Origin of the sequence: Burkholderia sp. USMB20 (assembly GCF_000949135.2) — a bacterium.
Taxonomy (GTDB): Bacteria; Pseudomonadota; Gammaproteobacteria; order Burkholderiales; family Burkholderiaceae; genus Burkholderia.
The window spans coordinates 580,223-604,014 of the sequence record NZ_JTAN02000021.1 but is presented as its reverse complement, the minus strand read 5'-3'; the positions used below and the strand labels follow the sequence as shown (position 1 = coordinate 604,014).

The 23,792-nt window shown below is 69.5% G+C and carries 17 protein-coding genes and 2 pseudogenes; 9 read left to right on the top strand and 10 right to left on the bottom strand.

Features of this window, described 5'->3' with window-relative positions; genetic code table 11:
* Positions 1 to 803: 803 nt before the first annotated feature.
* Positions 804 to 2,456: an IclR family transcriptional regulator gene (locus PL79_RS33010; protein WP_044843029.1), complete on the bottom strand. Its 1,653-nt coding sequence runs from the start codon at positions 2,454 to 2,456 to the stop codon at positions 804 to 806.
* Between the two features lie 177 nt (positions 2,457 to 2,633).
* Here PL79_RS33010 and PL79_RS33005 point away from each other — a divergent pair, with 177 nt between their 5' ends.
* The 3 genes and pseudogenes from PL79_RS33005 to PL79_RS32995 all read left to right on the top strand — a co-directional run bounded on the left by PL79_RS33005 (position 2,634) and on the right by PL79_RS32995 (position 6,584).
* Positions 2,634 to 3,593 carry an MBL fold metallo-hydrolase gene (locus PL79_RS33005; RefSeq protein ID WP_044843030.1) on the top strand — a complete coding sequence of 320 codons (960 nt, stop codon included), beginning with the start codon at positions 2,634 to 2,636 and terminating at the stop codon, positions 3,591 to 3,593.
* A 182-nt stretch (positions 3,594 to 3,775) separates the two neighbouring features.
* Positions 3,776 to 5,140, top strand: a complete 1,365-nt coding sequence (locus PL79_RS33000; protein WP_044843031.1) for an MFS transporter — start codon at positions 3,776 to 3,778, stop codon at positions 5,138 to 5,140.
* Positions 5,141 to 5,228: 88 nt separating this feature from the next.
* A pseudogene (locus PL79_RS32995) lies at positions 5,229 to 6,584 on the top strand (MFS transporter).
* 82 nt (positions 6,585 to 6,666) lie between these two features.
* Here PL79_RS32995 and PL79_RS32990 read toward each other — a convergent pair.
* From PL79_RS32990 to PL79_RS32980, 3 genes are all read right to left on the bottom strand, one after another.
* Complete coding sequence (locus tag PL79_RS32990; RefSeq protein ID WP_082088416.1) at positions 6,667 to 8,457, bottom strand: sensor domain-containing diguanylate cyclase; 1,791 nt, start codon at positions 8,455 to 8,457, stop codon at positions 6,667 to 6,669.
* Between the two features lie 409 nt (positions 8,458 to 8,866).
* A complete protein-coding gene (locus PL79_RS32985) occupies positions 8,867 to 9,628 on the bottom strand; it encodes an SDR family oxidoreductase (RefSeq protein WP_044843033.1) in 762 nt (253 codons plus the stop codon).
* An 11-nt stretch (positions 9,629 to 9,639) separates the two neighbouring features.
* Positions 9,640 to 10,440, bottom strand: coding sequence for an SDR family NAD(P)-dependent oxidoreductase (locus PL79_RS32980; RefSeq protein ID WP_044843034.1), 801 nt, complete (start codon positions 10,438 to 10,440; stop codon positions 9,640 to 9,642).
* A 144-nt stretch (positions 10,441 to 10,584) separates the two neighbouring features.
* Here PL79_RS32980 and PL79_RS32975 point away from each other — a divergent pair.
* Together PL79_RS32975 and PL79_RS32970 are read left to right on the top strand one after the other, a co-directional pair.
* Positions 10,585 to 11,544: pseudogene (locus PL79_RS32975) on the top strand (GlxA family transcriptional regulator).
* Positions 11,545 to 11,620: 76 nt separating this feature from the next.
* Positions 11,621 to 12,769 carry an epoxide hydrolase family protein gene (locus tag PL79_RS32970; protein WP_044843035.1) on the top strand — a complete coding sequence of 383 codons (1,149 nt, stop codon included), beginning with the start codon at positions 11,621 to 11,623 and terminating at the stop codon, positions 12,767 to 12,769.
* Between the two features lie 113 nt (positions 12,770 to 12,882).
* Here PL79_RS32970 and PL79_RS32965 read toward each other — a convergent pair whose 3' ends face one another.
* Positions 12,883 to 13,374 (bottom strand): 2,4'-dihydroxyacetophenone dioxygenase family protein, encoded by a 492-nt coding sequence (locus tag PL79_RS32965; protein ID WP_044843036.1) that lies wholly within the window; start codon positions 13,372 to 13,374, stop codon positions 12,883 to 12,885.
* A gap of 105 nt (positions 13,375 to 13,479) precedes the next feature.
* Positions 13,480 to 14,445 carry a LysR family transcriptional regulator gene (locus tag PL79_RS32960; RefSeq protein ID WP_044843037.1) on the bottom strand — a complete coding sequence of 322 codons (966 nt, stop codon included), beginning with the start codon at positions 14,443 to 14,445 and terminating at the stop codon, positions 13,480 to 13,482.
* A gap of 105 nt (positions 14,446 to 14,550) precedes the next feature.
* On the opposite strand from PL79_RS32960, the gene PL79_RS32955 reads away from it, so the two are divergent.
* Positions 14,551 to 15,909, top strand: coding sequence for an aspartate aminotransferase family protein (locus PL79_RS32955; protein WP_044843038.1), 1,359 nt, complete (start codon positions 14,551 to 14,553; stop codon positions 15,907 to 15,909).
* 49 nt (positions 15,910 to 15,958) lie between these two features.
* Positions 15,959 to 17,476: a CoA-acylating methylmalonate-semialdehyde dehydrogenase gene (locus PL79_RS32950; protein ID WP_044843039.1), complete on the top strand. Its 1,518-nt coding sequence runs from the start codon at positions 15,959 to 15,961 to the stop codon at positions 17,474 to 17,476.
* 161 nt (positions 17,477 to 17,637) lie between these two features.
* Here PL79_RS32950 and PL79_RS32945 read toward each other — a convergent pair whose 3' ends face one another.
* The 3 genes from PL79_RS32945 to PL79_RS32935 all read right to left on the bottom strand — a co-directional run bounded on the left by PL79_RS32945 (position 17,638) and on the right by PL79_RS32935 (position 20,508).
* Positions 17,638 to 18,012, bottom strand: a complete 375-nt coding sequence (locus PL79_RS32945) for a COG4315 family predicted lipoprotein (protein WP_044843040.1) — start codon at positions 18,010 to 18,012, stop codon at positions 17,638 to 17,640.
* Positions 18,013 to 18,526: 514 nt separating this feature from the next.
* Positions 18,527 to 19,459, bottom strand: a complete 933-nt coding sequence (locus tag PL79_RS32940) for an AEC family transporter (RefSeq protein ID WP_044843150.1) — start codon at positions 19,457 to 19,459, stop codon at positions 18,527 to 18,529.
* Between the two features lie 164 nt (positions 19,460 to 19,623).
* Positions 19,624 to 20,508 carry a LysR substrate-binding domain-containing protein gene (locus tag PL79_RS32935; RefSeq protein ID WP_044843041.1) on the bottom strand — a complete coding sequence of 295 codons (885 nt, stop codon included), beginning with the start codon at positions 20,506 to 20,508 and terminating at the stop codon, positions 19,624 to 19,626.
* Positions 20,509 to 20,920: 412 nt separating this feature from the next.
* Between PL79_RS32935 and PL79_RS32930 the strand changes: the two genes are divergently transcribed.
* Positions 20,921 to 21,298: a nuclear transport factor 2 family protein gene (locus tag PL79_RS32930; RefSeq protein WP_044843042.1), complete on the top strand. Its 378-nt coding sequence runs from the start codon at positions 20,921 to 20,923 to the stop codon at positions 21,296 to 21,298.
* 21 nt (positions 21,299 to 21,319) lie between these two features.
* Here the strand turns inward: PL79_RS32930 and PL79_RS32925 are convergent, their stop codons facing one another.
* Positions 21,320 to 22,258, bottom strand: coding sequence for a helix-turn-helix domain-containing protein (locus PL79_RS32925; RefSeq protein WP_044843043.1), 939 nt, complete (start codon positions 22,256 to 22,258; stop codon positions 21,320 to 21,322).
* Between the two features lie 219 nt (positions 22,259 to 22,477).
* Between PL79_RS32925 and PL79_RS32920 the strand changes: the two genes are divergently transcribed.
* Positions 22,478 to 23,785 carry a cytochrome P450 gene (locus tag PL79_RS32920; protein WP_235879379.1) on the top strand — a complete coding sequence of 436 codons (1,308 nt, stop codon included), beginning with the start codon at positions 22,478 to 22,480 and terminating at the stop codon, positions 23,783 to 23,785.
* Positions 23,786 to 23,792 lie beyond the last annotated feature (7 nt).

The following is a 23,792-nucleotide window of genomic DNA, read 5'->3' as shown; positions in this document are numbered from 1 at the left end:
GCGGCGGTGCTGGAGAAGGGCGGGAATCGGGCTGTCGCGCCCGTTGCGCGCGGCCCGGAGCCGGATACCGGCAGGCCATGCCCGCGCGGCGGGAAAACGGATGAATCTTCCGTGACGGCCAGGCCCGGCGCATGGTGCGCAGCGGGCATGCATCGGCTACGCAGCGGCCGGACATTCCGGGAAGCTGCGATCAACACCGTGTCGACAAGTTCGTCGGCACCGGCATCCGCGTATCGACATCGCTACGACCGTGCTCACAGCGCGTGAGCACCATGCCATCGAGGGCATTCGCCCTTTTTGCGCCTTCCGTCCGGCGCCCCGTGCCGGACGCGGCGGCCGTTCGGCACGCGTCCCCGCAAGGCGCATCAGGCGGATGGAGATGGCGTGCGGCCGGCTGGCGGCCGGTCGCCGCGCTTAGCGCGGCAGGCGTGCGTGCGCTTCAGCGATGACTGCGCAGTTCTCGAGGTGCAGTGCCCATGCTTCTGCAAGCAGCTCGCCGACACGTGCGAGCCAGCCAGCGGATTGGGTGGAACGATCGGAGACATTAGACGTTTGCATGACGAAGCCCCATGTAGGTGGCGAGTTAGGGATAACCCTAATCATAAAGAAACGTCACCGTCTTGTGAAATGCGATTTCGTTATATGAGAATTACTGACAATTTATGTTGCTGCCGCGCAACATGAGCTGTACCACCTTCTGCGTGGCGGACAGGCGTGCCGAGACCGCGGCGAGCGCGGCCTCGCATTGACGGGCGAAAACGGAAAGCGGGGCGACGAGAACGGGCGCGGCAGCGCGGCGGCGATTACCCGCCGATCCACCCGAAGCGCCACGACAGGCGGCGCGCCGCGGCGAGCAGCGTATGCGCGAGTTCGCTGTGCGGCCCGCGCGGGAAGCCGCGCGACGAGCCGATGATCGCAATCACGAGCCGGATGCTGCCGGTGTGATCGAACACGGGCGCGGCGATCGTCCCGATGCCCGGCACCGGCGCATCGAAGGCGAAATCGAGTTCGTCCGCGCGGATCGTCGCGAGCCGCGCGCGGAATGCGTCGTCGACCTGCGTCGCGCGGCCTGCGAGGCGCACCGGCTCGTCGGCCAGCAGGCCGGCCAGCACGTCGTCGGACATGCCGGCCGCGAAAATCCGCCCGATCGCCGTATTCACGAGCGACATCACCGTGCCGACCTGAAGGCTCACGTGCTGCGGCCGCGCCGATTCCTCGAGACGGATCACGGTCGGCCCGAGCGGCCCGAGCGTCGCCGCGGCCACGCTCAGGTCGGTCGCGGCCGCCAGCGCGACGATTTCGGCTTCCGCATCGCGCGTCGGCGACACGCGCTGCATCGCGATCAGGCCGAGCGCCTGCGCGAGCGGCCCGCCGCCGAAGCAGCCCGCGTCGTCGCGGCTCAGCAGGCCGATCTTCTGCAGGCTCACCAGATGCGGAAACGCCTTCGCGGCCGGCATGCCGGCGGCTGCCGCGAGATCGCGCAACGGCAGCGCACGGCCCGCCGAGACGAGCGCGAGCAGCAGTTCGCCCGTGCTGTCGAGCGCGTTGATGCCGCGCTGCGCCTTCGTGTCGTCGGCGAGCGCGGGCGGCATGCGCTGCGTGGCCGGCGGCATGCCCGGCGTGACCGGCGGTGCGTCGCGTCCCGCGTCGAGCGCCGCGGTGGCTTGCCGCGCCGCATCGCGCAGCGCCGTCGCGATCGGGCCGTCCCAGCCGACGTCGATCGAGCCGCTCGAACCGATCACCGTCAACGCGAGTTGCAGGCGGCCGTCCGCGTCCAGCACCGGCACGCACATCGCGCTGACGCCGGGGCTCGGCCGATCCACGCCGCGCTCGATCCCGCGCGCGCGGATCGCGTCGAGTTCGGCCTGCCACGCGCGGGCGTCGGACGGGGGCTGGTCGCCTTCCGCGCCGGCGAGCGTGGCGCCGGCGCCGGCCTGGCTGGCCGCCATCGCGTCGAGCTGGGCGGGGTCGCCGAACGCGCGGAACACCCGGCCGGTCGCCGTCGTGTCGAGCGACATGACGGATCCGACGTGCAGGTTCACGTGCAGCGGATAGCCGCCGTGCTCGATGCGCACGATCGTGGGTCCGAGCGCGCCCGGCACCGACAGCGCGACGCTCAGGCCGACCGCTTCCGCGAGCCGCGCCGCGTGCGGCAGCGCCGCGCGATAGGCCGGCTGGCGCTCGATCGACATCAGCCCGAGCCGCAGCGACAGCGGCCCCGGCTCGTAGTTGCCGGTGAGCGCGTCGCGCTTCACGAGCGCGAGCCGCGTCAGGCTGACGAGATAGGTGTGCGCCTGCGCGGTCGACAGGTCGGCCGCGGCCGCCAGCTCCGACAGCCCGAGCGGCTTGCGGCGGCGCGCTAGCGCGTCGAGCAGCCGGCCGCCGACCTCGACGCTCTGGATCCCGCGCTGCGCCTTGGGCGGCGCGTCGTCTGCGCTGACTTCGTGGTTCTGCACGCGATGATTCTTCCGTTGACGAAACCCCGCATGGTATCCGATGCCATTTGACGCGCCAGCCCGCAGGTTTACCCGTATTAGACAATAGCAAGCGACTTTGTCATTGACAAATAATCGGCGCGGGAAGATGATCCGCTCATTCCCCTCAACACATGGCTCGCAGCCACGGAACGCAACATGGCCAAAGCATTCGCCTCCCAAGCCGATCTGGAAGAGAAGAAAGTCACCTGGACGCAGCTGTCCGAGAACGCGTACGCATACACCGCCGAAGGCGACCCGAACTCGGGCGTGATCATCGGCGACGACAGCGTGCTGATCGTCGACACGACCGCGACGCCCGCGATGGCGCAGGACCTGATCGCGAAGATCCGCAGCGTGACCGACAAGCCGATCAAGCACGTCGTGCTGTCGCATTACCACGCGGTGCGCGTGCTCGGCGCGTCCGCGTATTTCGACGAAGGCGCGCAGCACGTGATCGCGAGCCGCGGCACCTACGAAATGATCGTCGAGCGCGGCGAGGCCGACATGAAGTCGGAGATCGAGCGCTTCCCGCGGCTGTTCGCGGGCGTCGAGACGGTGCCGGGCCTGACCTGGCCGACGCTCGTGTTCGAGCGCGAGATCACGCTGTTCCTCGGCAAGCTCGAGGTGAAGATCATGCACGTCGGCTCGGGCCACACGAAGGGCGACACGATCGTCTGGCTGCCGTCGCAGAAGGTGCTGTTCTCGGGCGACCTGGTCGAGTACGACGCGGCCTGCTATTGCGGCGACGCGCAGCTCGAACAGTGGCCGGCCACGCTCGAGGCGCTGCGCGCGCTCGGCGCGGAAAAGCTCGTGCCGGGCCGCGGCCCCGCGCTGCTGAATCCGGCCGAAGTGAACAAGGGCCTCGATTACACGAAGGACTTCGTGACGACGCTGCTCGCGCAGGGCCGCAAGGCCGTCGAGCGCAAGCTCGACCTGAAGGCGTCGATGGCGCTCACGCGCGAAGCGATGGATCCGAAGTTCGGCCACGTGTTCATCTACGAGCACTGTCTGCCGTTCGACGTGTCGCGCGCGTACGACGAGGCGAGCGGCATCACGCATCCGCGCATCTGGACCGCGCAGCGCGACAAGGAAATGTGGGACGCGCTGCAGGACTGAGCGGGTCACCGCGGCGGGGCGTCCGGGCGGGCGCCGCGCCGTTTTCCTGACGGCGCCTGAGCGGCGGCCGCATCGCGCGGCGGTTCAGGGAGCCGACTTCCGTTCTCACAAGAAAGCCGGGCGCATGCACGCCCGCGGAGACTGCTGCGCGCCCGAATCGCGCGGCCCGTTTGGAGAGAGACATGCCCCAATCGCTTCCCGCCGAAGCGACGATCGCGCACGCGAGTGCCGCGTCGTCTTCCGTCCACGAATCCGCGTCGGCACCGGCTGCCGGCGACGCGCTGCTGTTCCGCAAGATCGCGTGGCGGATCGTGCCGTTCCTGTTCCTCTGCTACGTCGTATCGTTCCTCGACCGCATCAACATCGGCTTCGCGCAGCTGCAGATGAAGCACGACCTCGGCTTCAGCGATGCGATGTACGGCCTCGGCGCCGCGGTGTTCTACGTCGGCTACGTGTTCTGCGAGGTGCCGAGCAACCTGCTGCTCGCGCGCTTCGGCGCGCGCCGCACGTTCACGCGGATCATGCTGCTGTGGGGCATCGCGTCGACCGCGATGATGTTCGTGTCGCAGCCGTCGCATTTCTACGTGCTGCGTTTCCTGCTCGGCGTGTTCGAGGCCGGTTTCTTTCCGGGCATCGTGCTGTACCTGACCTACTGGTTCCCGGCGAACCGCCGCGCGGCGGCGATCTCGGTGTTCTTCGCGGGCGTCGCGGTGGCGGGGGTGCTCGGCGGCCTGATGTCGGGCTGGATCATGCGCGACATGAGCGGCGTGCTCGGGCTGCACGGCTGGCAATGGATGTTCGCGATCGAAGGCGCGCCGGCGATCGTGCTCGCATGCTTCGCGTTCACGTACCTGGTCGACCGGCCGCAGGACGCCGCGTGGCTCACGTCCGACGAAAAGGCGCGCGTCGCCGCGCTGTGCAGCGATGGCGGTGCGCATGGCGCACACGATAAGCGCAGCCTGGTCGCCGCGCTCGCGAACCCGCGCGTCTACCTGTTCGCGTTCATCTATTTCTCGCTGACCTGCGCATCGCTGACGCTCAACTTCTGGATGCCGCTGATGATCCGCGATTTCGGCGTGACCGACGTCGTGTCGGTGAGCCTCTACACGGTCGTGCCGAACGCGGTCGGCGCGGTCGGGCTGATCCTGATCGCCCGCCATTCCGACCGCACCGGCGAGCGCCGCAAGCACTTCGCGTGCTGCACGATCGGCGGCGGGCTGGCACTCGCGGCGCTGACGCTGCACCTGCACAGCTTCGCGGCGATGCTCGCGTGCCTGTCGATCGCGGCGACGCTGATCTTCGCCGCGTTGCCGATCTTCTGGGCCGTGCCGACCCGCTACCTGTCCGGCAACGCGGCCGCGGCCGGGATCGCGCTGATCAGCAGCATCGGGATCACGAGCGGCATCGTCAGCCCGTGGGTGATCGGGCTGATCCGCACGCGCACCGGCAGCATGGATCTCGCCGTGTACCTGCTGGCCGCGCTGCTCGCGCTGAGCGGCGCCGCGCTGATGCTCGGCGTGAAGGGCGAACCCGCACGCCGCGCCTGAATCGCGGCCGGGCGCTGCCGGCGGGCGGCGGCGACCGGCGCCGAATTTCCTGTCCGCACCGTATCCGCATCCATCGAGGAGACGTTCGATGTCAGCCCCTCTTCAAGCGGACGCCGCGCAGGCGGTTGCGTCCGGTTCCCGTGCGCCGGCGTCGGACCACGACGCGCTGTACCGCCGTATTGGCGCGCGGATCGTGCCGTTCCTGTTCATCTGCTAAATCGTGTCGATCCTCGACCGCAGCAACATCGGCTTCGCGCAGCTGCAGATGCGGCAGGATCTCGGCCTGACCGATGCGATGTACAGCCTCGGCGCGGTGCTGTTCTTCGTCGGCTACGTGCTGTTCGAGGTGCCGAGCAACGCGCTGCTGCGCCGCTTCGGCGCGCGCCGCACGTTCGCGCGGATCATGGTCCTGTGGGGCGCGGTGTCGGTCGCGATGATCACCGTCGACAGCGCGAAGCACTTCTACGTGCTGCGCTTCCTGCTCGGGCTGTTCGAGGCCGGCTTCTTCCCGGGCGTCGTGTTCTACCTGACCTACTGGTATCCGGCGCGCCGGCGCGCGTCGGTGCTGTCGATCTTCTATGCGGGCGTCGCGGTGGCCGGGATGGTCGGCGGGCTGCTGTCGGGCTGGCTGATGCGGTCGATGTCGGGTGTGCTCGGGCTGCACGGCTGGCAGTGGATGTTCGCGATCGAGGGCGCGCCCGCGATCCTGCTCGGCGTGATCGCGTGGTTCTGGCTGTGCGACCGCCCCGAACAGGCGCGCTGGCTGTCCGACGACGACCGCCAGCAGCTCGCGGCCGACCTGGCCGCCGACCGGGCGGAGGCGCCCGCGCATGCGGCGGCGTCGCTGCGGCAGGTGCTCGCCGCGCCGCGCACCTGGCTGTTCGCATTCATCTATTTTTCGCTGACGACGGCGCTGTTGATGCTGCTGTTCTGGATGCCGCTGATGATTCGCGAATTCGGCATTCACGACGTCGTGCACATCAGCCTGCTGTCGATCGTGCCGAACGCGATCGGCGCGGCCGGCCTGATCGCGATCGCGCGGCGCTCCGACCGCAAGCGCGAGCGTCGCCGGCACTTCGCCGTGTGCGCATTCGGCGGTGCGGTGGCGCTCGCGTTGCTGACGCTGCACTTGCCGAGCATCGTCGCGATGATGGCGCTGCTGTCGATCGCGGCGATGCTGATCTTCGCCGCGCACCCGGTGTTCTGGGCCGTGCCGTCCGCGTATTTCTCGGGCGCCGGCGCGGCGGGCGGGATCGCGCTGATCAGCAGCATCGGCGTATCGAGCGGGATGATCACACCGTGGATCGTCGGGGTGATCCGCACCCGTACCGGCAGCATGGATGCGGCGATGCTGATGATCGCGGGATTGCTGGCCGCGTGCGCGGTCGCGATGCTGCTCGGTGTGCGGGCGACCTCGCGCGACGCGGCGCCCGTGTCGCGTTGACGCGTGATGCGTCGGCGCGGCGCGCGTACGACGGGGTGGGCGGCCAGGGCGGGCGCGAGCCCGTCGTCGGCGGGAACGCGCGCTAGGCCCGATACACCTCGATCCGGTTGCGGCCGCGCTCCTTCGCGACATACAGCGCCTTGTCGGCCCGCGACAGCGCCTGGTACGCGCCGAAGTCGGACGTCCGCATCGCGTCGATGCCGATGCTGACGGTCAGCACGAGCGGCTGATCCTCGTGCACGAGCCGCGAATCGGCCACGCGTTGCTGCACGCGCAGCGCGAGCGCGCACGCCACGTCGATCCCGGTGTGCGGCAGCACGATCGCGAATTCCTCGCCGCCGATGCGCCCGACGATGCCGTCCGTCCCGATCTCCGCGAGCAGCAGCCGCGCGAAATGCCGGAGCGCGCGATCGCCGAGCGGATGGCCCCAGCGGTCGTTCAGCGCCTTGAAGTGATCGAGGTCGAGCATCAGCACCGCGGCGTCCTGGCCGGTCGCGCGCACGCCGCGCAACGCGGCTTCGCTCTGCCGCATGAACGCGTGGCGGTTGGACAGCTGGGTCAGGTGATCGGTCGTCGCCATCCGGTGCAGTTCGGTCTCGATGTGCTTGCGCTCGGTCGCATCCGTGATGAAGCCGTGCCAGACCGTGCCGCCGTCCGGCGTGCGTTGCGGGCGCGCGTCGCCTTCGCGCCAGCGCATTCCCTGGTCCGGCAGCAGCACGCGGTATTCGAGCCGCCACGGCGCCAGGCGCTCCGCCGACACCCGCAGCGACTGCCGGTAGGCAACCAGGTCGGCAGGATGAATCCGGGTTTCGACCGCATCCGCGTCGCGGGCGATCTGCTCGGGCGTCAGTTCATAGATGTCGCGTGCGCCCGCGCTCGCGTACGAAAAGAACCGTCGGCCGTCGGCGGTCTGCCGCAGCTGGAACACGAGGCCCGGCACCTGGTCGGTCAGGCTCGTCACGAGCGTGACGGAGTCGCTCAAGCGGCCGGCGAGTTCGCGCAGCGCGGTGATGTCCGTGGTCGTGCCGACCATGCGCAGCGCGCGCCCGTGGCTGTCGCGGGCGATGACCTTGCCGCGGCTGCAGATCCATTTGTACGTGCCGTTCTTGCAGCGGATGCGGTGTTCGACCGCATAGCTGTCGGTCCGGCTTTCGAAGTGCGCGAGCATCGCGGCTTTCACGCCGGCGACGTCGTCCGGGTGCAGCCGTTCGTATGCATCCTCGATCCGGCTCGTCAGTTCATCGGGCGCATATCCGAGCAGCGCCTTCCAGGCCGCCGAGTAATGGATCTCGCCGGTTTCGACGTTGCGATCCCACACGCCGGTGCCGCTTTCGTTCAGCGCCAGCGTGGTCAGCGCGCTGTGTTCCTCGACGACGCGGAGCCGTTCGTGCAGCGCGGCTTGTGCGTTCGCGCGGCCGATCGCGCGTTCCGCCAGTGTCGCCAGATCGTGCAGGAAAGCGCGCTGCGCGGCGTCGAGCGTCAGGCCGGTGCTACCGGCGACGCATAGCGCGCCAAGCGCGGTGCCGTCTGGCGCGACCAGTTCGCAGGCCGCGACGACGTGCGGCGCGTCATTCGGGATGTCGCCCGCGGCGGGCGCGACGAAGCGTCGGCCGGCCGCCGCAGCGGGCGCGGCACGCGACGGGAAACGCATGGCAGGAAGCGTGGCGGGCAGCGTGCCGTCGGACGCCGCCACGCGCTGCGCGCCGGCTTCGGCGGACGCGATGAACGCACCGGCCGTGCCGAAATGCGCGCGGGCGAGACGGCACACGGTGTCGAGTTCGGGCAACGGCGCAAGCGCCGGTCGATCGTCGGCGGGAGCGCGACAGGAGCCGGGCGTGTCGCCGGTCCCGGTGGTGAACATACGGAACCGCATGGTCGAAATCCGCGACGGTCGATTGCGCCGATGATCGGACGAATGCCGGAGGGCGCTGCTTCGGGGGCTGAGATCGTAGAGCTTATCGTCGCGAGGAATGCGTGGCAAGCAAGGGCGAAACGGGTTGGTTGGCGGCGAGTTCGGGGCGTGGAGAAGGGTCGCAGAGAAACAGCGTAGAGAAGCTGCGCGGAGAAGCAGCGCGGAGAAGCAGCGCGGAGAAGCAGCGTAGAGAAGCGTTGCAGAGAAGCAGCGCAGAGAAGCAGCGCAGAGAAGCAGCGCAGAGAAGGGCCGCTTCAGGTCCTGAATGAATGCGCGGGCAAACCGGCAAGCGCCGGCTTCGCAGTCCGATCGTGCGGAAGCCGGCGCCTTTCGGCAGATCAATGCGTGCGCGGGATTGCGCTGTGCGACGTCACGCGCCGGGAATCGGGTTGTCGACAACGAAGCGGTTGAACTCGTCGACGAACGCGTGCTCGTTCGGCCCCGCATTGTCGCGCAACGGCTTCGCCGCATCGACGACGACTTCGGTGGTGGCGGTCTCGAGCAGCGCCAGCGTCTCGGCGACGAACGCGTCGACCGGCATCGCGCGCGGATCGCCGCTCTTGTGCACGAGATCGGTGTCGACCCACGGTGGCGCGATTTCCAGCACGCGCACGCTCGTGTCGCGCAGCATGAAACGCTGCGACAGCGTGTACGAATGGATCGCAGCCTTCGTCGCCGAATACAGCGCGGCCGACGCGAGCGGCACGTACGCGAGCACCGAGCTGTTGTTGATGATCGTCGCGTCCGGCTGCCGCTTCAGGTGTTCGACGAACGCCGCGCTGACGCGCACGGGGCCGAGCAGGTTCGTCTCGACGAGGCGCACGGCCTGTTCGTCGTCGAGCGGCCCGGCCGCATCGTCGAACGGCATGATGCCCGCGTTGTTGATCACGACGTTCAGCGCCGGGTAGCGGTCGATCAACCGCGCCGCGACCGCGCGGATCTGCGCGGCATCGCCGACGTCGAGCTCGATCGTGTCGATGTTCGGATACTGCCGCGCGATCTCGTCGAGCAGCTTCGTGCGCCGGCCGGCGACGACGACCTTGTTGCCCAGGTCGTCGAGCGCGATCGCCAGCGCACGGCCGATCCCGGACGTGCCGCCGGTGATGAGGATGGTGTTGCCGTCGAGTTTCATGACGATGCGCCTCAGCGGGCGGCCGCATAGCGCGGCGCCGGCGAATCGGTCGACAGATGCGGCGCCATCGTGCGGCGCGCGGCCTCGAACGCATCCCATTCGTCGGCCGCGTGCAGCGACGGAATCGTCACGAGTTCGCGGCGGTCGAAGCCGACCAGCGCCGCGTCGACCAGGTCGGACGCCGGCATCACGATCTCCTTCGGCAGATGTTCGAGCGGCAGGCCGCCGGTCTGCCAGAAGTCGGTGGCCGTCGCGCCGGGCAGCACGGCCTGCACCTGCACGCCGTGGTCCGCGAGTTCGTGATGCAGCGACTGGCTGAACGCGAGCACGAATGCCTTGCTGCCGCCATAGACGCCATTGAGCGTTTCCGGCGACAGCGCGACGATCGACGAGATGTTGATCACGGCACCGCGGCCGCGCGCGACGAAGCCGGGCACGGCTGCATAGGTCAGGCGCGTGAGCGCGGTCACGTTCAGGTCGAGCAGCCGCGTCATCGCGTCGACGTCGCTGTCGAGCAGCGGCGTGTGCGTGCCGACGCCCGCGTTGTTGACGAGCAGCGTGATGCTCGCGTCCTGCTTCAGCTTCGCTTCGACGGCGGCGAGCGCCGCGCGGTCGTTGAGGTCGGCGCCGACGATCTCGACGCTGCGCTGCGTGTCGTTCGTGATGCGCTCGGCGAGCGCGGCCAGCCGGTCGCGGTTGCGCGCGACCAGGATCAGGTCGTAGCCGCGGCGCGCGAGGCGGTCCGCATAGATCGCGCCGATGCCGGACGATGCGCCGGTGATGACGGCGGTACCGCGATGTGCTTCAGTCATGATGTCGCTCCGTGTCGAGGAAAGGGTGAGTGCGTGAAGGCATTCTGGCCTCGAATCGCGGCGACACAAATGACGTAGATGGGTATGATTCAGGACATCGGGTGACGATCGTGACGATCGTGCCGCCCGCCACCGGAGACACGCATGCACCGCATCGGCTTTCTGATCAGCGACGGCTTCCAGATCATGGCGCTCGCCACGCAGTCGGTGTTCGAGTACGCGAACCTGGCCGCGGGCGAACCGTTCTACGTGATGGACAACTATTCCGTCGAGGGTGGCGACGTGCGCTCGTCGCTCGGGTTGTCGGTCGCGACGCGCGCGCTCAGCGGCCGGGTCGACGTCGATACGTAGATCGTCGCGGGCGTCAACGATCCGCTCGCATCGCCGGCGCCGGCCGGCGTCGTCGCGTTCCTGCGGCGCGCGAACGCGCGCGCGCGGCGGGTCGCCGGCATCTGCACGGGCGCGTTCGTGCTCGCCGAGGCCGGGCTGCTCGCGCAGCGCCGCGCGACGACGCACTGGGCGTACGGCCGCGAGATGCAGAAGCACTTTCCGGACATTCGTGTCGAGGAGGACCGGATCTACATCGTCGACGGCCCGATCTGGACGTCGGCCGGGATGACGGCCGGCCTCGACCTGACGCTCGCGATGGTGGAGAAGGATCTCGGCGCGGACGCCGCGCGCTCGGTCGCGCGCAAGCTCGTGATGCACCAGCGCCGCTCGGGCGGGCAGTCGCAGCATTCGGAAATGCTGGAGCTCGCGCCGAAATCGGACCGGATCCAGAACGCGCTGAACTATGCGCGGCAGAACCTCGGCCGCGCGCTGACCGTCGAGGAACTGGCCGACGCCGTCCACCTGAGTCCGCGCCAGTTCAGCCGCGTGTTCACGCTGGAAACCGGGCAGTCGCCGGCGAAGGCGATCGAGCGGCTGCGGCTCGAGGCCGCGCGGCTGATGATCGAGCAGAGCCGGCACTCGCTCGACGTGATCGCGAAGGAGAACGGTTTTCGCGACCGGCGTCACCTGCGCGACGCGTTCGTGCGCGGTTTCGGCGTGCCGCCGCAGGCGGTGCGACGCGACGCGCGGGTGGACGAGCGCGAATCGGCCTGACGTTCGCGGGCGCGAGCCGCCAGCGCGCGTCCGGGAAATCGCGCAGAATCTCCCGCATTCCTCGCGAGGAGACACCATGCACGCCGCCCCGTTCAACATTGCGATTCCCGATCGCGCGCTCGACGACCTGCGTCGGCGCCTGCGCGACATGCGCGCACCGCTGCTGACGCCCGCCGACCCGTGGCAGCAGGGTGTGGATGGCGCGTGGCTGCGCGAACTGGTCGCGTACTGGGCCGAGCGCTTCGACTGGCGTGCGGCGGAGCGCGCGCTGAACAGGCTGCCGCAGTTCGTCGCGGACGCAGGCGGGCAACGCGTGCATTTCATCCATCGGCGCGGGGCGGGGCCGAAGCCGTATCCGCTCGTCATCACGCACGGCTGGCCGGGCTCCGTATTCGAGTTCGACGCGCTGATCGATCGCCTGTGCGATCCGGCCGCGTTCGGCGGCGATCTGCACGACGCGTTCGACGTCGTCGCGCCGTCGCTTCCGGGCTTCGCGTTCTCGCCCGCGCCCGCGGCGCGCGGCATGTCGGCATTTCAGGTCGCCGACAGTTGGGCGGCGTTGATGTCCGGGCTCGGATATCGCCGCTTCGGCGCGCAAGGCGGCGATCTCGGCGCAGGCGTGTCGATTGCGCTCGGCGCGCGACATCCCGGCGTGGTGGACGGCATTCATCTGAACTACCTGCCCGGCAGCTACGAGCCTCCGGCCGACGCGGCTTCGCCGCTCACCGAGGACGAACGGGCCTTCGTGACGCAGCGCGGAGAGTGGGCCGCGCTGGAGGGCGCATACGCGCATGTGCACATGACGAAGCCGCAGACGCTGGCTGTCGCGCTCAACGACTCGCCGGCCGGGCTGGCCGCGTGGATCGCCGAGAAATTCCGCGCGTGGAGCGATTGCGGCGGCGACGTCGCGCGGCGGTTTTCGCACGACACGCTGCTGACCGGCATCTCGCTCTACTGGCTTACCGGCAGCATCGGCTCGGCAATGCAGATGTATTGGGAAAACCGGCTGCAGCCGATGCGCTTCGCGGCCGGGGAACGCGTGGCGGTGCCCGTCGCGTTCGCGCGCTTTCCGAAGGAAATCAGCCGCCCGCCGCGCAGCTGGCTCGAACGGGTGTTCGACGTCGTGCAGTGGGCCGACATGCCGAGCGGCGGGCATTTTGCCGCGATGGAAGAACCGGACCTGCTGGCTGGCGAGATTCGCCGATTTTTCCGGCGTTTTCGGTAAGGCACCGGGAGGCGGCGTCGCTGGCGAAGTGCGCCGGCGGCCATCCGCGCGCTAGCGAGCGCCGGCACCGTGCGGATCGTGACGCGACGATTCCGCCTGTCTTATCGCATGACTTACCGCGTAACAAACGGCGCCGCATCGTGCGGCGCAGTACGCGCATGCTTGCGCTGGCGCAGCAGCGCGACGCGGCAATTCTCGCGCGCGGTCTCGCGGCCGTCGTCGTCGAGCAGCACCAGGTCGCCGCGCATCACGTTGAGCGTGATCACGTCGTCGCCGGGCGCGCCGAGCGTTTCCGGCGTGTGCACCGACCCCGCCGGTTCGAGCACCGTCGAGCCGGCCTGCGCGACCCATTCGTACTCGCGGTAGCGCCACGCACCCTGCAGCGTATGGACGAACACCTCGCCGTCGTGGCGATGGCGCGGCAGCGTGCCGCCGGCCGGCATCTTCAGCAGCGCGGTCAGCGTGTCTTCCGCCGCATTGATATGCAGATACTTGATCGCGAGCCCCGGCAAGTCGGCGCTCATCGGCAGCCACGGCAGCGCGTCGCCGGGCAGGCACGAAATCGGCGGCAGGTCGGTGGAGAGCGGGGCGGACGGCTGCGTCATGGCGGAGGGAGAGCGGAAACGGGGAAGTGCGCATTATCGCAGAGCGCGAGCGGGCGGCTGCCACGGTCGCGGCCTGACGCCAGCGCGGGCGAAGCCTGAACCGGGCTACGCGGCGGCGCTGTCGTCGCCCGGTCGCGGCGCCGCATGCGCGGCCTCGAGGCACGACTGGAACAGCAGCGCCGCCCGCGACGGCCGCGGCGAGCGCCGCAGCAGGCTCACGAACCGGCACCGGTAGTTGAAGCGGTGCGGCGCGATCGGCTGCATCAGCCCCTTGTTTTCGAAGCTCTCCGCGTAATGGTCGGGCAGGAAGCCGAGATAGCGGCCGGACAGGATCAGCGTCGCGATCGATTCCTGGTCCGACGCCGTCGCGCTGCGCGTGAGCTTCGCGCGATGGCTCAGTTCCATGTTCGGCGAATGGAAGCCGAGCCCGGCGAACGCATGGTTGCGGATCGTCGTCCACGTGAGCTTGCCGTGCGGCGCGTCGAACAGCGGGTGCTGGCGGCCGCAGTACAGCAGCATCCGCTCGTCGAACAGTTCCGAATACACGAGGCTGCCCGAGCTGCGGTGCGCGGGGATGATCCCGACCTGATAGCTGCCGTCGATGATCCCGCGCTCGACCTCGTTGATCGACGCGACGTGCAGGTTCAGCGCGACGTCGGGCGCCTCGTCCGCGAACTGGCGGATCGCGTCGCCGAGCCTCGCCTGCGGGTTGGTGGCGGTCTTGTCGAACACGGCGATGTGCAGTTCTCCGCCCATTTTGTCGTGAATGCCGTCGATCCTGCTGCGAAATGCCTCCATCGACGCGAGTAGGCGCAGGGTTTCCTCGTAGACGGTCTGCCCCTCGGCGGTCAGCGTGAAGCCGGCGCGGCCGCGCCGGCACAGTACGAGGCCGAGGCGCGTTTCCAGATCCTTCACGTGCCGGCTGATCGTCGAGATGCCGATATTCAGCTCGAGTTCGGCCGCCGCCATCCCGCCGCACTGCACGACGCCCTTGAAGACCCGCAGCAGCCGCAGATCCATGTCGCTGAGCTGCCCGAGCAGCGCGCGGCTCTTCGGTTTCTTTGCTTGCATAGATGAGCAAGTGAACATTGATATTGCGATATTGAAGAGACTAATTGTCGTCCCGACAATGCGCAACATCAACACAAGAAGGAGGGGCGCGCCGCGCCGACCGACATGACCGATACGACCATCGCCAAGCAGCAGGAAGAGACGAACCTCCGCACCGACGCCGCGTGGCTCGACGCCCACTGGATGCCGTTCACGGCGAACCGCCAGTTCAAGTCCGATCCGCGCATGATCGTGTCGGCGAAGGACGCGTATTACACGGATGGCGAAGGCCGCAAGATCTTCGACGGCCTGTCGGGCCTGTGGTGCACGGGCCTCGGTCACGGCCGCACGGAAATCACGGAAGCCGTGAGCCGCCAGGTCGCGCAGCTCGACTACGCGCCGGCGTTCCAGTTCGGTCATCCGAAGTCGTTCGAGCTCGCGAACAAGATCAAGGACCTGACGCCGGCCGGCCTCGACTACGTGTTCTTCACCGGCTCGGGCTCGGAAGCGGCCGACACGTCGCTGAAAATGGCCCGCGCGTACTGGCGCGCCAAGGGCAAGGGCACCAAGACGCGCCTGATCGGCCGCGAGAAGGGTTATCACGGCGTGAACTTCGGCGGCATCTCGGTCGGCGGGATCGGCGCGAACCGCAAGCTGTTCGGCCAGGGGATCGACGCCGATTTCCTGCCGCACACGCAGCTCGCGGAAAACCGGTTCTCGCGCGGGATGCCGGAAAACGGCGCCGACCTGGCCGACCGCCTGCTCGACCTGATCACGCTGCACGACGCGTCGAACATCGCGGCCGTGATCGTCGAGCCGTTCTCCGGCTCGGCGGGCGTGGTGATCCCGCCGAAGGGCTATCTGAAGCGCCTGCGCGACATCTGTACCGCGCACGACATCCTGCTGATCTTCGATGAAGTCATCACGGGCTTCGGCCGTGCCGGCGCGATGACGGGCGCCGACGCGTTCGGCGTGGTGCCGGACATCATGAACTTCGCGAAACAGGTGACGAACGGCGTGCAGCCGCTCGGCGGCGTGATCGCGACGAAGGAAATCTACGACACGTTCATGGCCGCGGGCGGCCCCGAGTACATGCTCGAGTTCCCGCACGGCTACACGTATTCGGCGCACCCGGTCGCGTGCGCGGCCGGCGTCGCGGCGCTCGACCTGCTCGTGAAGGAAGACGCGGTGGCCCGCGTGCGCGATCTCGCGCCGCATTTCGAGGCGGCCGTGCACGGGCTGAAGGGCCAGCGCCATATCACCGACATCCGCAACTACGGGCTGGCGGCCGGCCTGACGATCGCGGCGCTGCCGGGCGAGCCGGCACGGCGCCCGTACGAGATCGCGATGCGCTGCTGGGCGAAGGGCTTCTACGTGCGCTACGGCGGCGACACGATCCAGCTCGCGCCGCCGTTCATCGCCGAGAAGCGCGAGATCGACAACCTCGTGAACGCGCTGTCCGATGCGCTGAACGAAGTGGACTGAGCCGCGGCCCTTTTCCCGCGACAACCGAATTCACGAAAGAGCCTGAACGATGAAACACGACAGCAATGTGACCTCCACCCTCGGCCACCTGATCGACGGCAAGCGCGTCGACGGCGGCAGCCGCGTCCAGCCGGTGTTCGACCCGGCTACCGGCGAATCGCACAAGAGCGTCGCGCTCGCCGACAAGCTGACCGTCGAAGCCGCGATCGCGTCCGCGCAGGCCGCGTTCCCGGCGTGGCGCAATACGCCGCCGCTGAAGCGCGCGCGCGTGATGAGCCGCTTCAAGACGCTGCTCGAGGAGCATGCGGACGAACTGTGCGCGCTGATTACCGCCGAGCACGGCAAGGTGCTCGCCGACGCGATGGGCGAACTGCAGCGCGGGATCGAGAACGTCGAATACGCGTCCTACGTGCCCGAGCTGCTGAAGGGCGAGCACAGCAAGAACGTCGGCCCCGCGATCGATTCGTGGAGCGAATTCCAGGCGCTCGGCGTGGCCGCCGGCATCACGCCGTTCAACTTCCCGGTGATGGTGCCGCTGTGGATGTGGCCGATGGCCGTCGCGTGCGGCAACACGTTCGTGCTGAAGCCGTCCGAGCGCACGCCGTCGTCGACGCTGCGCATGGCCGAGCTCGCGCTCGAGGCCGGCCTGCCGCCGGGCGTGCTGAACGTCGTGAACGGCGACAAGGAAGCCGTCGACACGCTCCTGACCGACCCGCGCGTGAAGGCGGTGAGCTTCGTCGGCTCGACGCCGATCGCCGAATACATCTACTCGACCGGCTGCGCGCACGGCAAGCGCGTGCAGGCGCTCGGCGGCGCGAAGAACTTCGCGGTCGTGATGCCCGACGCCGACATCGGCAACGCGGTGAACGCGCTGATGGGCGCCGCGTACGGCTCGTGCGGCGAGCGCTGCATGGCGATTCCGCTGGTCGTCGCGATCGGCGAGGAAACCGGCGACAAGGTGGTCGAAGGCCTGCGGGCCGAGATCGCGAAGATGAAGGTCGGCCCGGGCAACGGGGCCGGCGTCGACATGGGGCCGCTCGTCACGCAGCAGCATTTCGAGAAGGTGACGGGCTTCGTCGAGGCGGGCGTGGCGGCCGGCGCGACGCTCGTCGTCGACGGCCGCAGCGTGAAGGTCGACGGCCACGACGGCGGCTACTACCTCGGCCCGTGCCTGTTCGACAACGTGAAGCCCGGCATGCCGATCTATCAGCACGAGATCTTCGGGCCGGTGCTGGGCGTGATCCGCCTGAAGTCGCTCGACGAGGCGATGGCGCTGATCGACGCGCACGAATACGGCAACGGCACGTGCCTGTTCACGCGTGACGGCGAAGCGGCGCGCTACTTCAGCGACAACATCCAGATCGGCATGGTGGGCATCAACGTGCCGCTGCCGGTGCCGGTCGCGTACCACTCGTTCGGCGGCTGGAAGCGCTCGCTGTTCGGTGATCTCCACGCGTACGGCCCGGATGCGGTGCGGTTCTATACGAAGCGCAAGACGATCACGCAGCGCTGGCCGTCGGCCGGCGTGCGCGAAGGGACGGTGTTCAGCTTCCCGTCGAACCGCTGACGCGCTGACGCGCGATCCGGCCGCAACGCGACGCGCGCCACTCGGCGTGTGTCGCCCAGCGGCCCGCGCAAGAGCGCACGAGCCCGCCCCGGTCGACGATCGGGGCGGGCCTTTTTACATGTGCGGCGGTCGTGCCGAGGCTGAAGACGGGGAAAGAACGCTTACGGCGCGACCACGTGCCACATGTTCTTGAAGTTGTCGCCGTTGCGGTCGCCCTGTTTCATGTCCTTCGCGAAGAAGTACAGCGGCTTGCCCTTGTAGGCCCATTGCGGGCTGCCGTCGTCGCGCTTGACGATCGTATAGGGGCCGACCGGGACGTCGGTCGCGCTGGCCTTGTACGGCGGCCAGAAGGACTCGCATTGGCCCTTGCATGCGCTGGTGCCGGCGTTGGGCTTGTCCTGGTCGAAGGTGTAGACGGTCATTCCGTTCGCGGCGACGAGCGCGCCGTTTTCGACCTTGGTGATCGAGCCTTGCGCCGAGGCCGAAACGGACGCCATGGCGAGCAGGGCGGAGCTGACGAGCAGCACGGCTTTCATGATTACCTCCTTGTAGTCCGGTGGGCGGCGCGCTCGCGCGCACGGCCGGGCGTGCGCGCGAGCGCGGGGAATGGTGCCGGAACGCGGCGCCGTGGCCGCCGGTGCGAGCGACGCGAAGTCGAATGACGGCGGAACGGACCCGCTTCATTCACCATAGGCGGTTTTTCGCGGGGCTGCGAGAAGAACCGGGGGCGCATCGGCGGCGCGTAGGCGTCGCGCGACGTCGCGGGGGTTGCGCGCGCAGCGGTATTCGACATCCGTCCCCGCAGCGGCGCGAAGTGGCGCCGCAGGTGCTGCCGTGCATCAACGCGGCGCGCGATGGGGCAGCGTGACGCCCGCGATCACGCGCGCTGCTCGCGAGCAGCGACTCGGACAACGGCTCGCCGGGCAGTGCGACGGCAATGCCTGTGCGACCACGCGGCGCACGACGTCGACTCCGCGACGGGCGGATTCAGGTCGGTCCGGTGGCGGTTGAATCGCCGATGTCGTTGCGTTCGGCGCCGGTGCCACGCCGTCAGCGAAACACCGGCGCCGACGCGAGCGCCGTCAGCACGGCCGGCATCGCGAGCGCGGCGGCGATCGTCTGGAACGCGGTGATGCCGGCCATCAGCGGCGCGTCGCCGCCGAGCTGGCGCGCCATGATGTACGACGAGGACGAAGTCGGCAGCGCCTGGAACAGCAGCGCGATGGTCAGCGCGGCATCGCCGAGCCCGAACAGGCGGCCGGCCGCGAGCGTGGCGAGCGGCATCGCCATGAACTTGAACGCCGACGCGATGCACATCGGCTGCATCCATCCGCGCGCCGCGTCGAACTTCAGTGCCGCGCCCACGCACAGCAGGCCGAGCGGCATCGATGCGGCGCCCAGCGCGCGCACGGCCGGTTCGACGGCGGCCGGAAACGCGAGGCCGGCGGCCTGCATCGCGATCCCCAGCGCGCACCCGACGACGAGCGGATTCGACAGGATCTGGCGCACGAGCGCCCACGCGCCGAGCCGCGTGTCGCCGTAGCGCGCGAACACCAGCACGCACATCAGGTTCACGGTCGGCACGATCGCCGCGACGCACACGGCCGCGAGCGCGATGCCGTGCGCGCCGAACAGTCCGGCGGCGAGGGCGGTGCCGACATAGTTGTTGAAGCGCACCGCGCCCTGGAACACCGATGTGAACCCGGCGCCGTCGACCTGCACGAACCGGCGGACCAGCAGAAGCAGCGCCGCGACGAGCACGGTCGAGCCGACCAGCGCCGCCGCGAGCGGCAAGACGGGCAGCGCTTGCAGCCGCGCAGTCGCGAGACCGTGCGCGAACAGCGCGGGCAGCAGCACGTAATAGCAAAGCCGCTCGGCGTGCGGCCAGAACGCATCGGCGATGAAGCCCGTGCGCCGCAGGCCGTGGCCGAGCGCGACCAGCAGCGCGACCGGCGCGAGCGCGAGCACGATCGGGCCGATCATCGACGCGCCTTCAGGCGACGCGGGCCGAACGGCCGGCGGGCGGCGCGGCGGAACGAAGCGGGAATCCATCCGGCGGGCAACATGGCGGCACGCAAGCGAAAGAGTGACGATGCCGCCAAGTTAACACGCGCAAGCAGCAGGAATAATGGTGAATTATCGGGTGTTCAATGAGAAATTCTCATCGATGATGCACTGACTTCGGCGGCCAGCGCACGTGCGAAACGCTCGGCCGGACGCGACTGGTGTTCGAGCAGCACGACCGCGCGGCCCATCTGCGGCTGGCCGAACGGCAAGCGCGTGACGGGCGGCAGCCGCGCGAGCGTCGCGTCGGGGAGCGCTACGATCGCCGCGCCGAGCCCGCGCGCCACCATCCGCGCGATCGTCTCCGCGCTGTCGAGCACCATCTCCTCGCGCACGCGCACGCCGATGCGGCGCAGCTCGGCGGCGATCATCCGGCCGGCCCACGCCTGCGCGTCGAAGCGGATGAACGGCAGCGCCTCGAGCAGCGTGCCCGCGTCGCGCTCCGCGTAGTGCGGCGGCGCGAGCAGCCAGAAGCGGTCTTCGTACAGCGTGGTCCACGTCAGTTCCGCCGGATGCGGGCGCACCGGGCGCGTCGTGATCGCCGCGTCGAGTTCGCCGGCCGCGACGCGGTTCGCCAGTTCGGCCGACATGCCGGCCGATACGTGCACGCGCAACGACGGGTGCGCATCGCGCAGCGCGAGCAGCGCATCGGGCAACGGGCCGGACAGCGCGGTATGGATCGCGCCGATCCGCAGGCGGCCGACGAGCTTCTTCTCGTCGCTGAGCGCATCGGGAATCCGGTCGACCATCGCGAGCACCTGCTCGGCCTGCGCGACGAGGATCTTGCCGGCTTCGGTGAGTACCGGCTGGCGGCGCGAACGGTCGAACAGCCGGACGTCGTATTCGTTTTCGAGCGTCTTGACCTGCAGGCTCACGGCGGACTGCGTGAGCCCGATCGCTTCGCCGGCGCGCGCGAAGGTGCGGTAGCGGGCGATCGCGACCAGGGTTCTGAATGCGCGTAGTGACATGGGCTCGGTGAGAGGGGCGGCCGGGACCGGCACGCGGATTGCTCGATGATGCCGGAGGCGGCAGGGGCGACGTGCCGATTGCGCCGCCGACGCCGCCGACGGCCGCCGAAGCGGACGGGTGCGGCCGGCACGCTGCCGGACATCATGCCCGCGCGTGCGAAAACGGGCAACCGCGGCAGCGGGGGCATCGGCTGCCTACGGCTGAATGCGGCTGCCTGCGGCAGAACGCGCGGTGCGTCGCGTGCGGACCGGCCGGTGCGGGTTTTCGCGAATGGCATCGCGCCGGGCGGGCGCGCTCATCTGTGAACGCAGGATGGGCCGCGCTCGCGCGTGCCGCCCGCCCGCGTTTCATCGATGCCTCGGGGCGACGCGTGCCGTCGCGTCGCCCCGACTCTTTGCGGAGGTAACGACGATGCCAGAGGACCCCGGTGAGGTTGCGCGCGCCAGCTATCGCGCGTATGTCGACAAGGACCGCGATGCGATCGAAGCGCTGATCGCGCCGGACTTCCATTTCACGAGCCCGCTCGACAACCGGCTCGATCGCGACGCGTATCTCGCGCGCTGCTGGCCGAACAGCGCGATGCTCGCCGGTTTCGAGTTCGTCGACGTCGCCGTGCACGGCGAATACGTGTTCGTCGTGTACGAAGCCGCGACGACCGCCGGCAGGCGGTTCCGGAATGCGGAGCGGTTGCGGGTGCGCGACGGCCGGATCGTCGAGGCCGAGGTGTATTTCGGCTGGTACGTGCCGCATCAGGCGCCCGATGGCGGGTTCATCGAATCGGGCGGTTGACGCGCGACGTGCAGCGGCAGGTCACACCCAGAGCCGGTACATCCAGAACGATTCGTCCTCGGCGAAGCGCCGCACGAACTCGGTTGGCGAGAAGCCCGTGATGCGCCGCGTCGCGCGGCTCAGGTGCGCCTGGTCGGCGAACCCTTCGTCCAGCGCGAGCGCGGCCCAGTCGACCGGTTGTCCGGCGTCCTGCAGGTCGCGCGCGGCGAAGAACACGCCTTCGGTGCGCACCAGCATTTGCCAGTCGCGCAACGAGCGCCCGCTGTACGCCTTGATGCGCCGTTCCACCTGGCGCGGGCTGTGGGTGTGCCGCCATTCGCGCGCGATCGACGCGAGACGCCCGACCCAGCTGCGCCCGGCATCGCGCAGCGACGACAGCGGCGACACGCTGCCGCGCAGCGCATGCCAGCGCGGCGCGAGGTGTCGGTCGAGCGCGGCCAGTGCGTCGTCGTCGTGCTCGGCACCGGCGAGCGCATCGAGCAGCGGCCGCCAGCTGTCGTCGAGGCATGCATGTGCGTCGACGAAGGTGTCGTGGATCGTCGGTAGCGCGACGCCGAACAGCGCGCGCGCAGCATCGGCATGCAGGCAGACGATGCCGCCTTGTCCGCCCGTCGGCGCCCAGCTCGCGACCGGCATCGACTGGCTGCCCGACAGCGTCGCCGATGCGCCGAACGGCCGCCATACGGGGCCGTCGCCCGTGGGCCGGACGAGCCCGACGTCGAAGCCGCGATACCACGACAGGCAGACGATCGGCGACGCGGGGAAATGCGTGAGCCGCTGCGCGTCGCTCAACGTGAAGCCGCGCGTGTCGCGGCAGACGATCGCGACGACCGCGCCTCGCAGCGCGGCCGGCGGCGGATACAGTCGCGTGGGCGGCGATCGGCCGTCGCACCGCACGCGCGGCGCACGCGCGTGCGGATCGGGACACGGTGTCGGATTCGGAGACGGACCGGAGGGCATGACGCCGGAGTATAGGGACCGGCGCCGCACGTGTCGATGTCGTTTGCGTTCAAGACCGGCAGCGTGTCGATCCGGACAATCCGGAGCATGAACCCACGATCCTCTTCCCGATGCCCGTTTCATGCGGACGCCGCTGATGCGTCGCCCGTGCTTCACCCGCCCGGCGTATGGCCGCCGGGGCCGCGTGCCGGCCTGACGGGGTGGCCGCTGCTGCGCGCGATGTCGCGCGACCTGGCCGGCGCGCTAGCAGGCTGGCAGCGTGCGCATGGCGACGTCGTGCACCTGCGCATGTGGCCCGAACATGCGGTGGTCGTGACCGATCCCGCGCTCGTGCGCGAGCTGCTGGTCACGCATCACGATGCGTTCGTGCGCTGGGAACGCGGCATCCGCGTGTTCTCGCGGGTTCACGGGCACAGCGTGCTGGTCGCCGAGGGCGACGCATGGCGCGACAAGCGGCACGCGCTGCAGGCGAACTTCGCGCCGAAGCCGGTGCAGGCGTTCGTGCCGTCGATCGCCGCGACAGCCGGTCGTGCGCTCGCGCAGTGGCCCGCGTGCGACGCACACTGGCCGGTCGAGAGCGCGCTGACGTCGCTGGCGATGGACGTGATCATGCGCACGATGTTCTCGGATTCGATCGGCGCACACGCGCGCGTTGCCGAAGAGGCCGTGCGCACGGTCGGCGCGGCGGCGAACGCGGAGTTCTACCAGCCGGCCAGCGCGCCGGACTGGATGCCGTGGAAGCGCGGCAAGGCGCGGGCGCTGGCGGTGCTGAACGGACTGATCGACCGGCAACTGCGTGCGCGTCTCGACATGCCGGAGCACGGCTGGCCGGACGACCTGCTGTCGCGCCTGTTGCGGCTGCACCGTGCCGACGGGCACGCATGGCCGCTGCGGGCCGTGCACGACGAGTGCATGACGGCATTCCTGGCCGGCCACGAGACGGCCGCGGCCACGCTGACCTGGTGGGTGTGGAACATGGCCGCGAATCCGGCCGCGCAGGCCGCCGCACGCGACGAGGTCGTGCGCGTGCTGGGCGGCCGTGCGCCGACCGCCGACACGCGCCCCGCGTTGCGCTACCTGACGCAGACGCTCGAGGAAACGATGCGCCTGTATCCGGCGGCACCGATCCTGATCAGCCGTCGCGCATTGCGGCCGGTCGCGCTGGGCGCATGGCGGTTTCCCGCGCGGACGCTGTTCATGCTGCCGATTCAGCTGATGCATCACGATGCACGATGGTTTCCGGAACCGCGGGCCTTCCGGCCCGAGCGCTTCGCCGACGACGCACCGGCGATTCCGCGCGGCGCTTACATGCCGTTCGGCACGGGGCCGCGCGTGTGCCTCGGGCAGCATCTGGCGATGACGGAGATGACGGTGGTGGCGGCGATGATCCTGCAGCGCCATGAATTGTCCGTGCCGCCCGGCATGGCGGCGCCGCGCGCGGCGCTGAACGTGACGTTGCGGCCCGAGCGCGCCCTGCACGTGGCGATCGCGCCGACCGGGCTGGCGGCGGACGTCGCATTGTCGTAACGCGGCG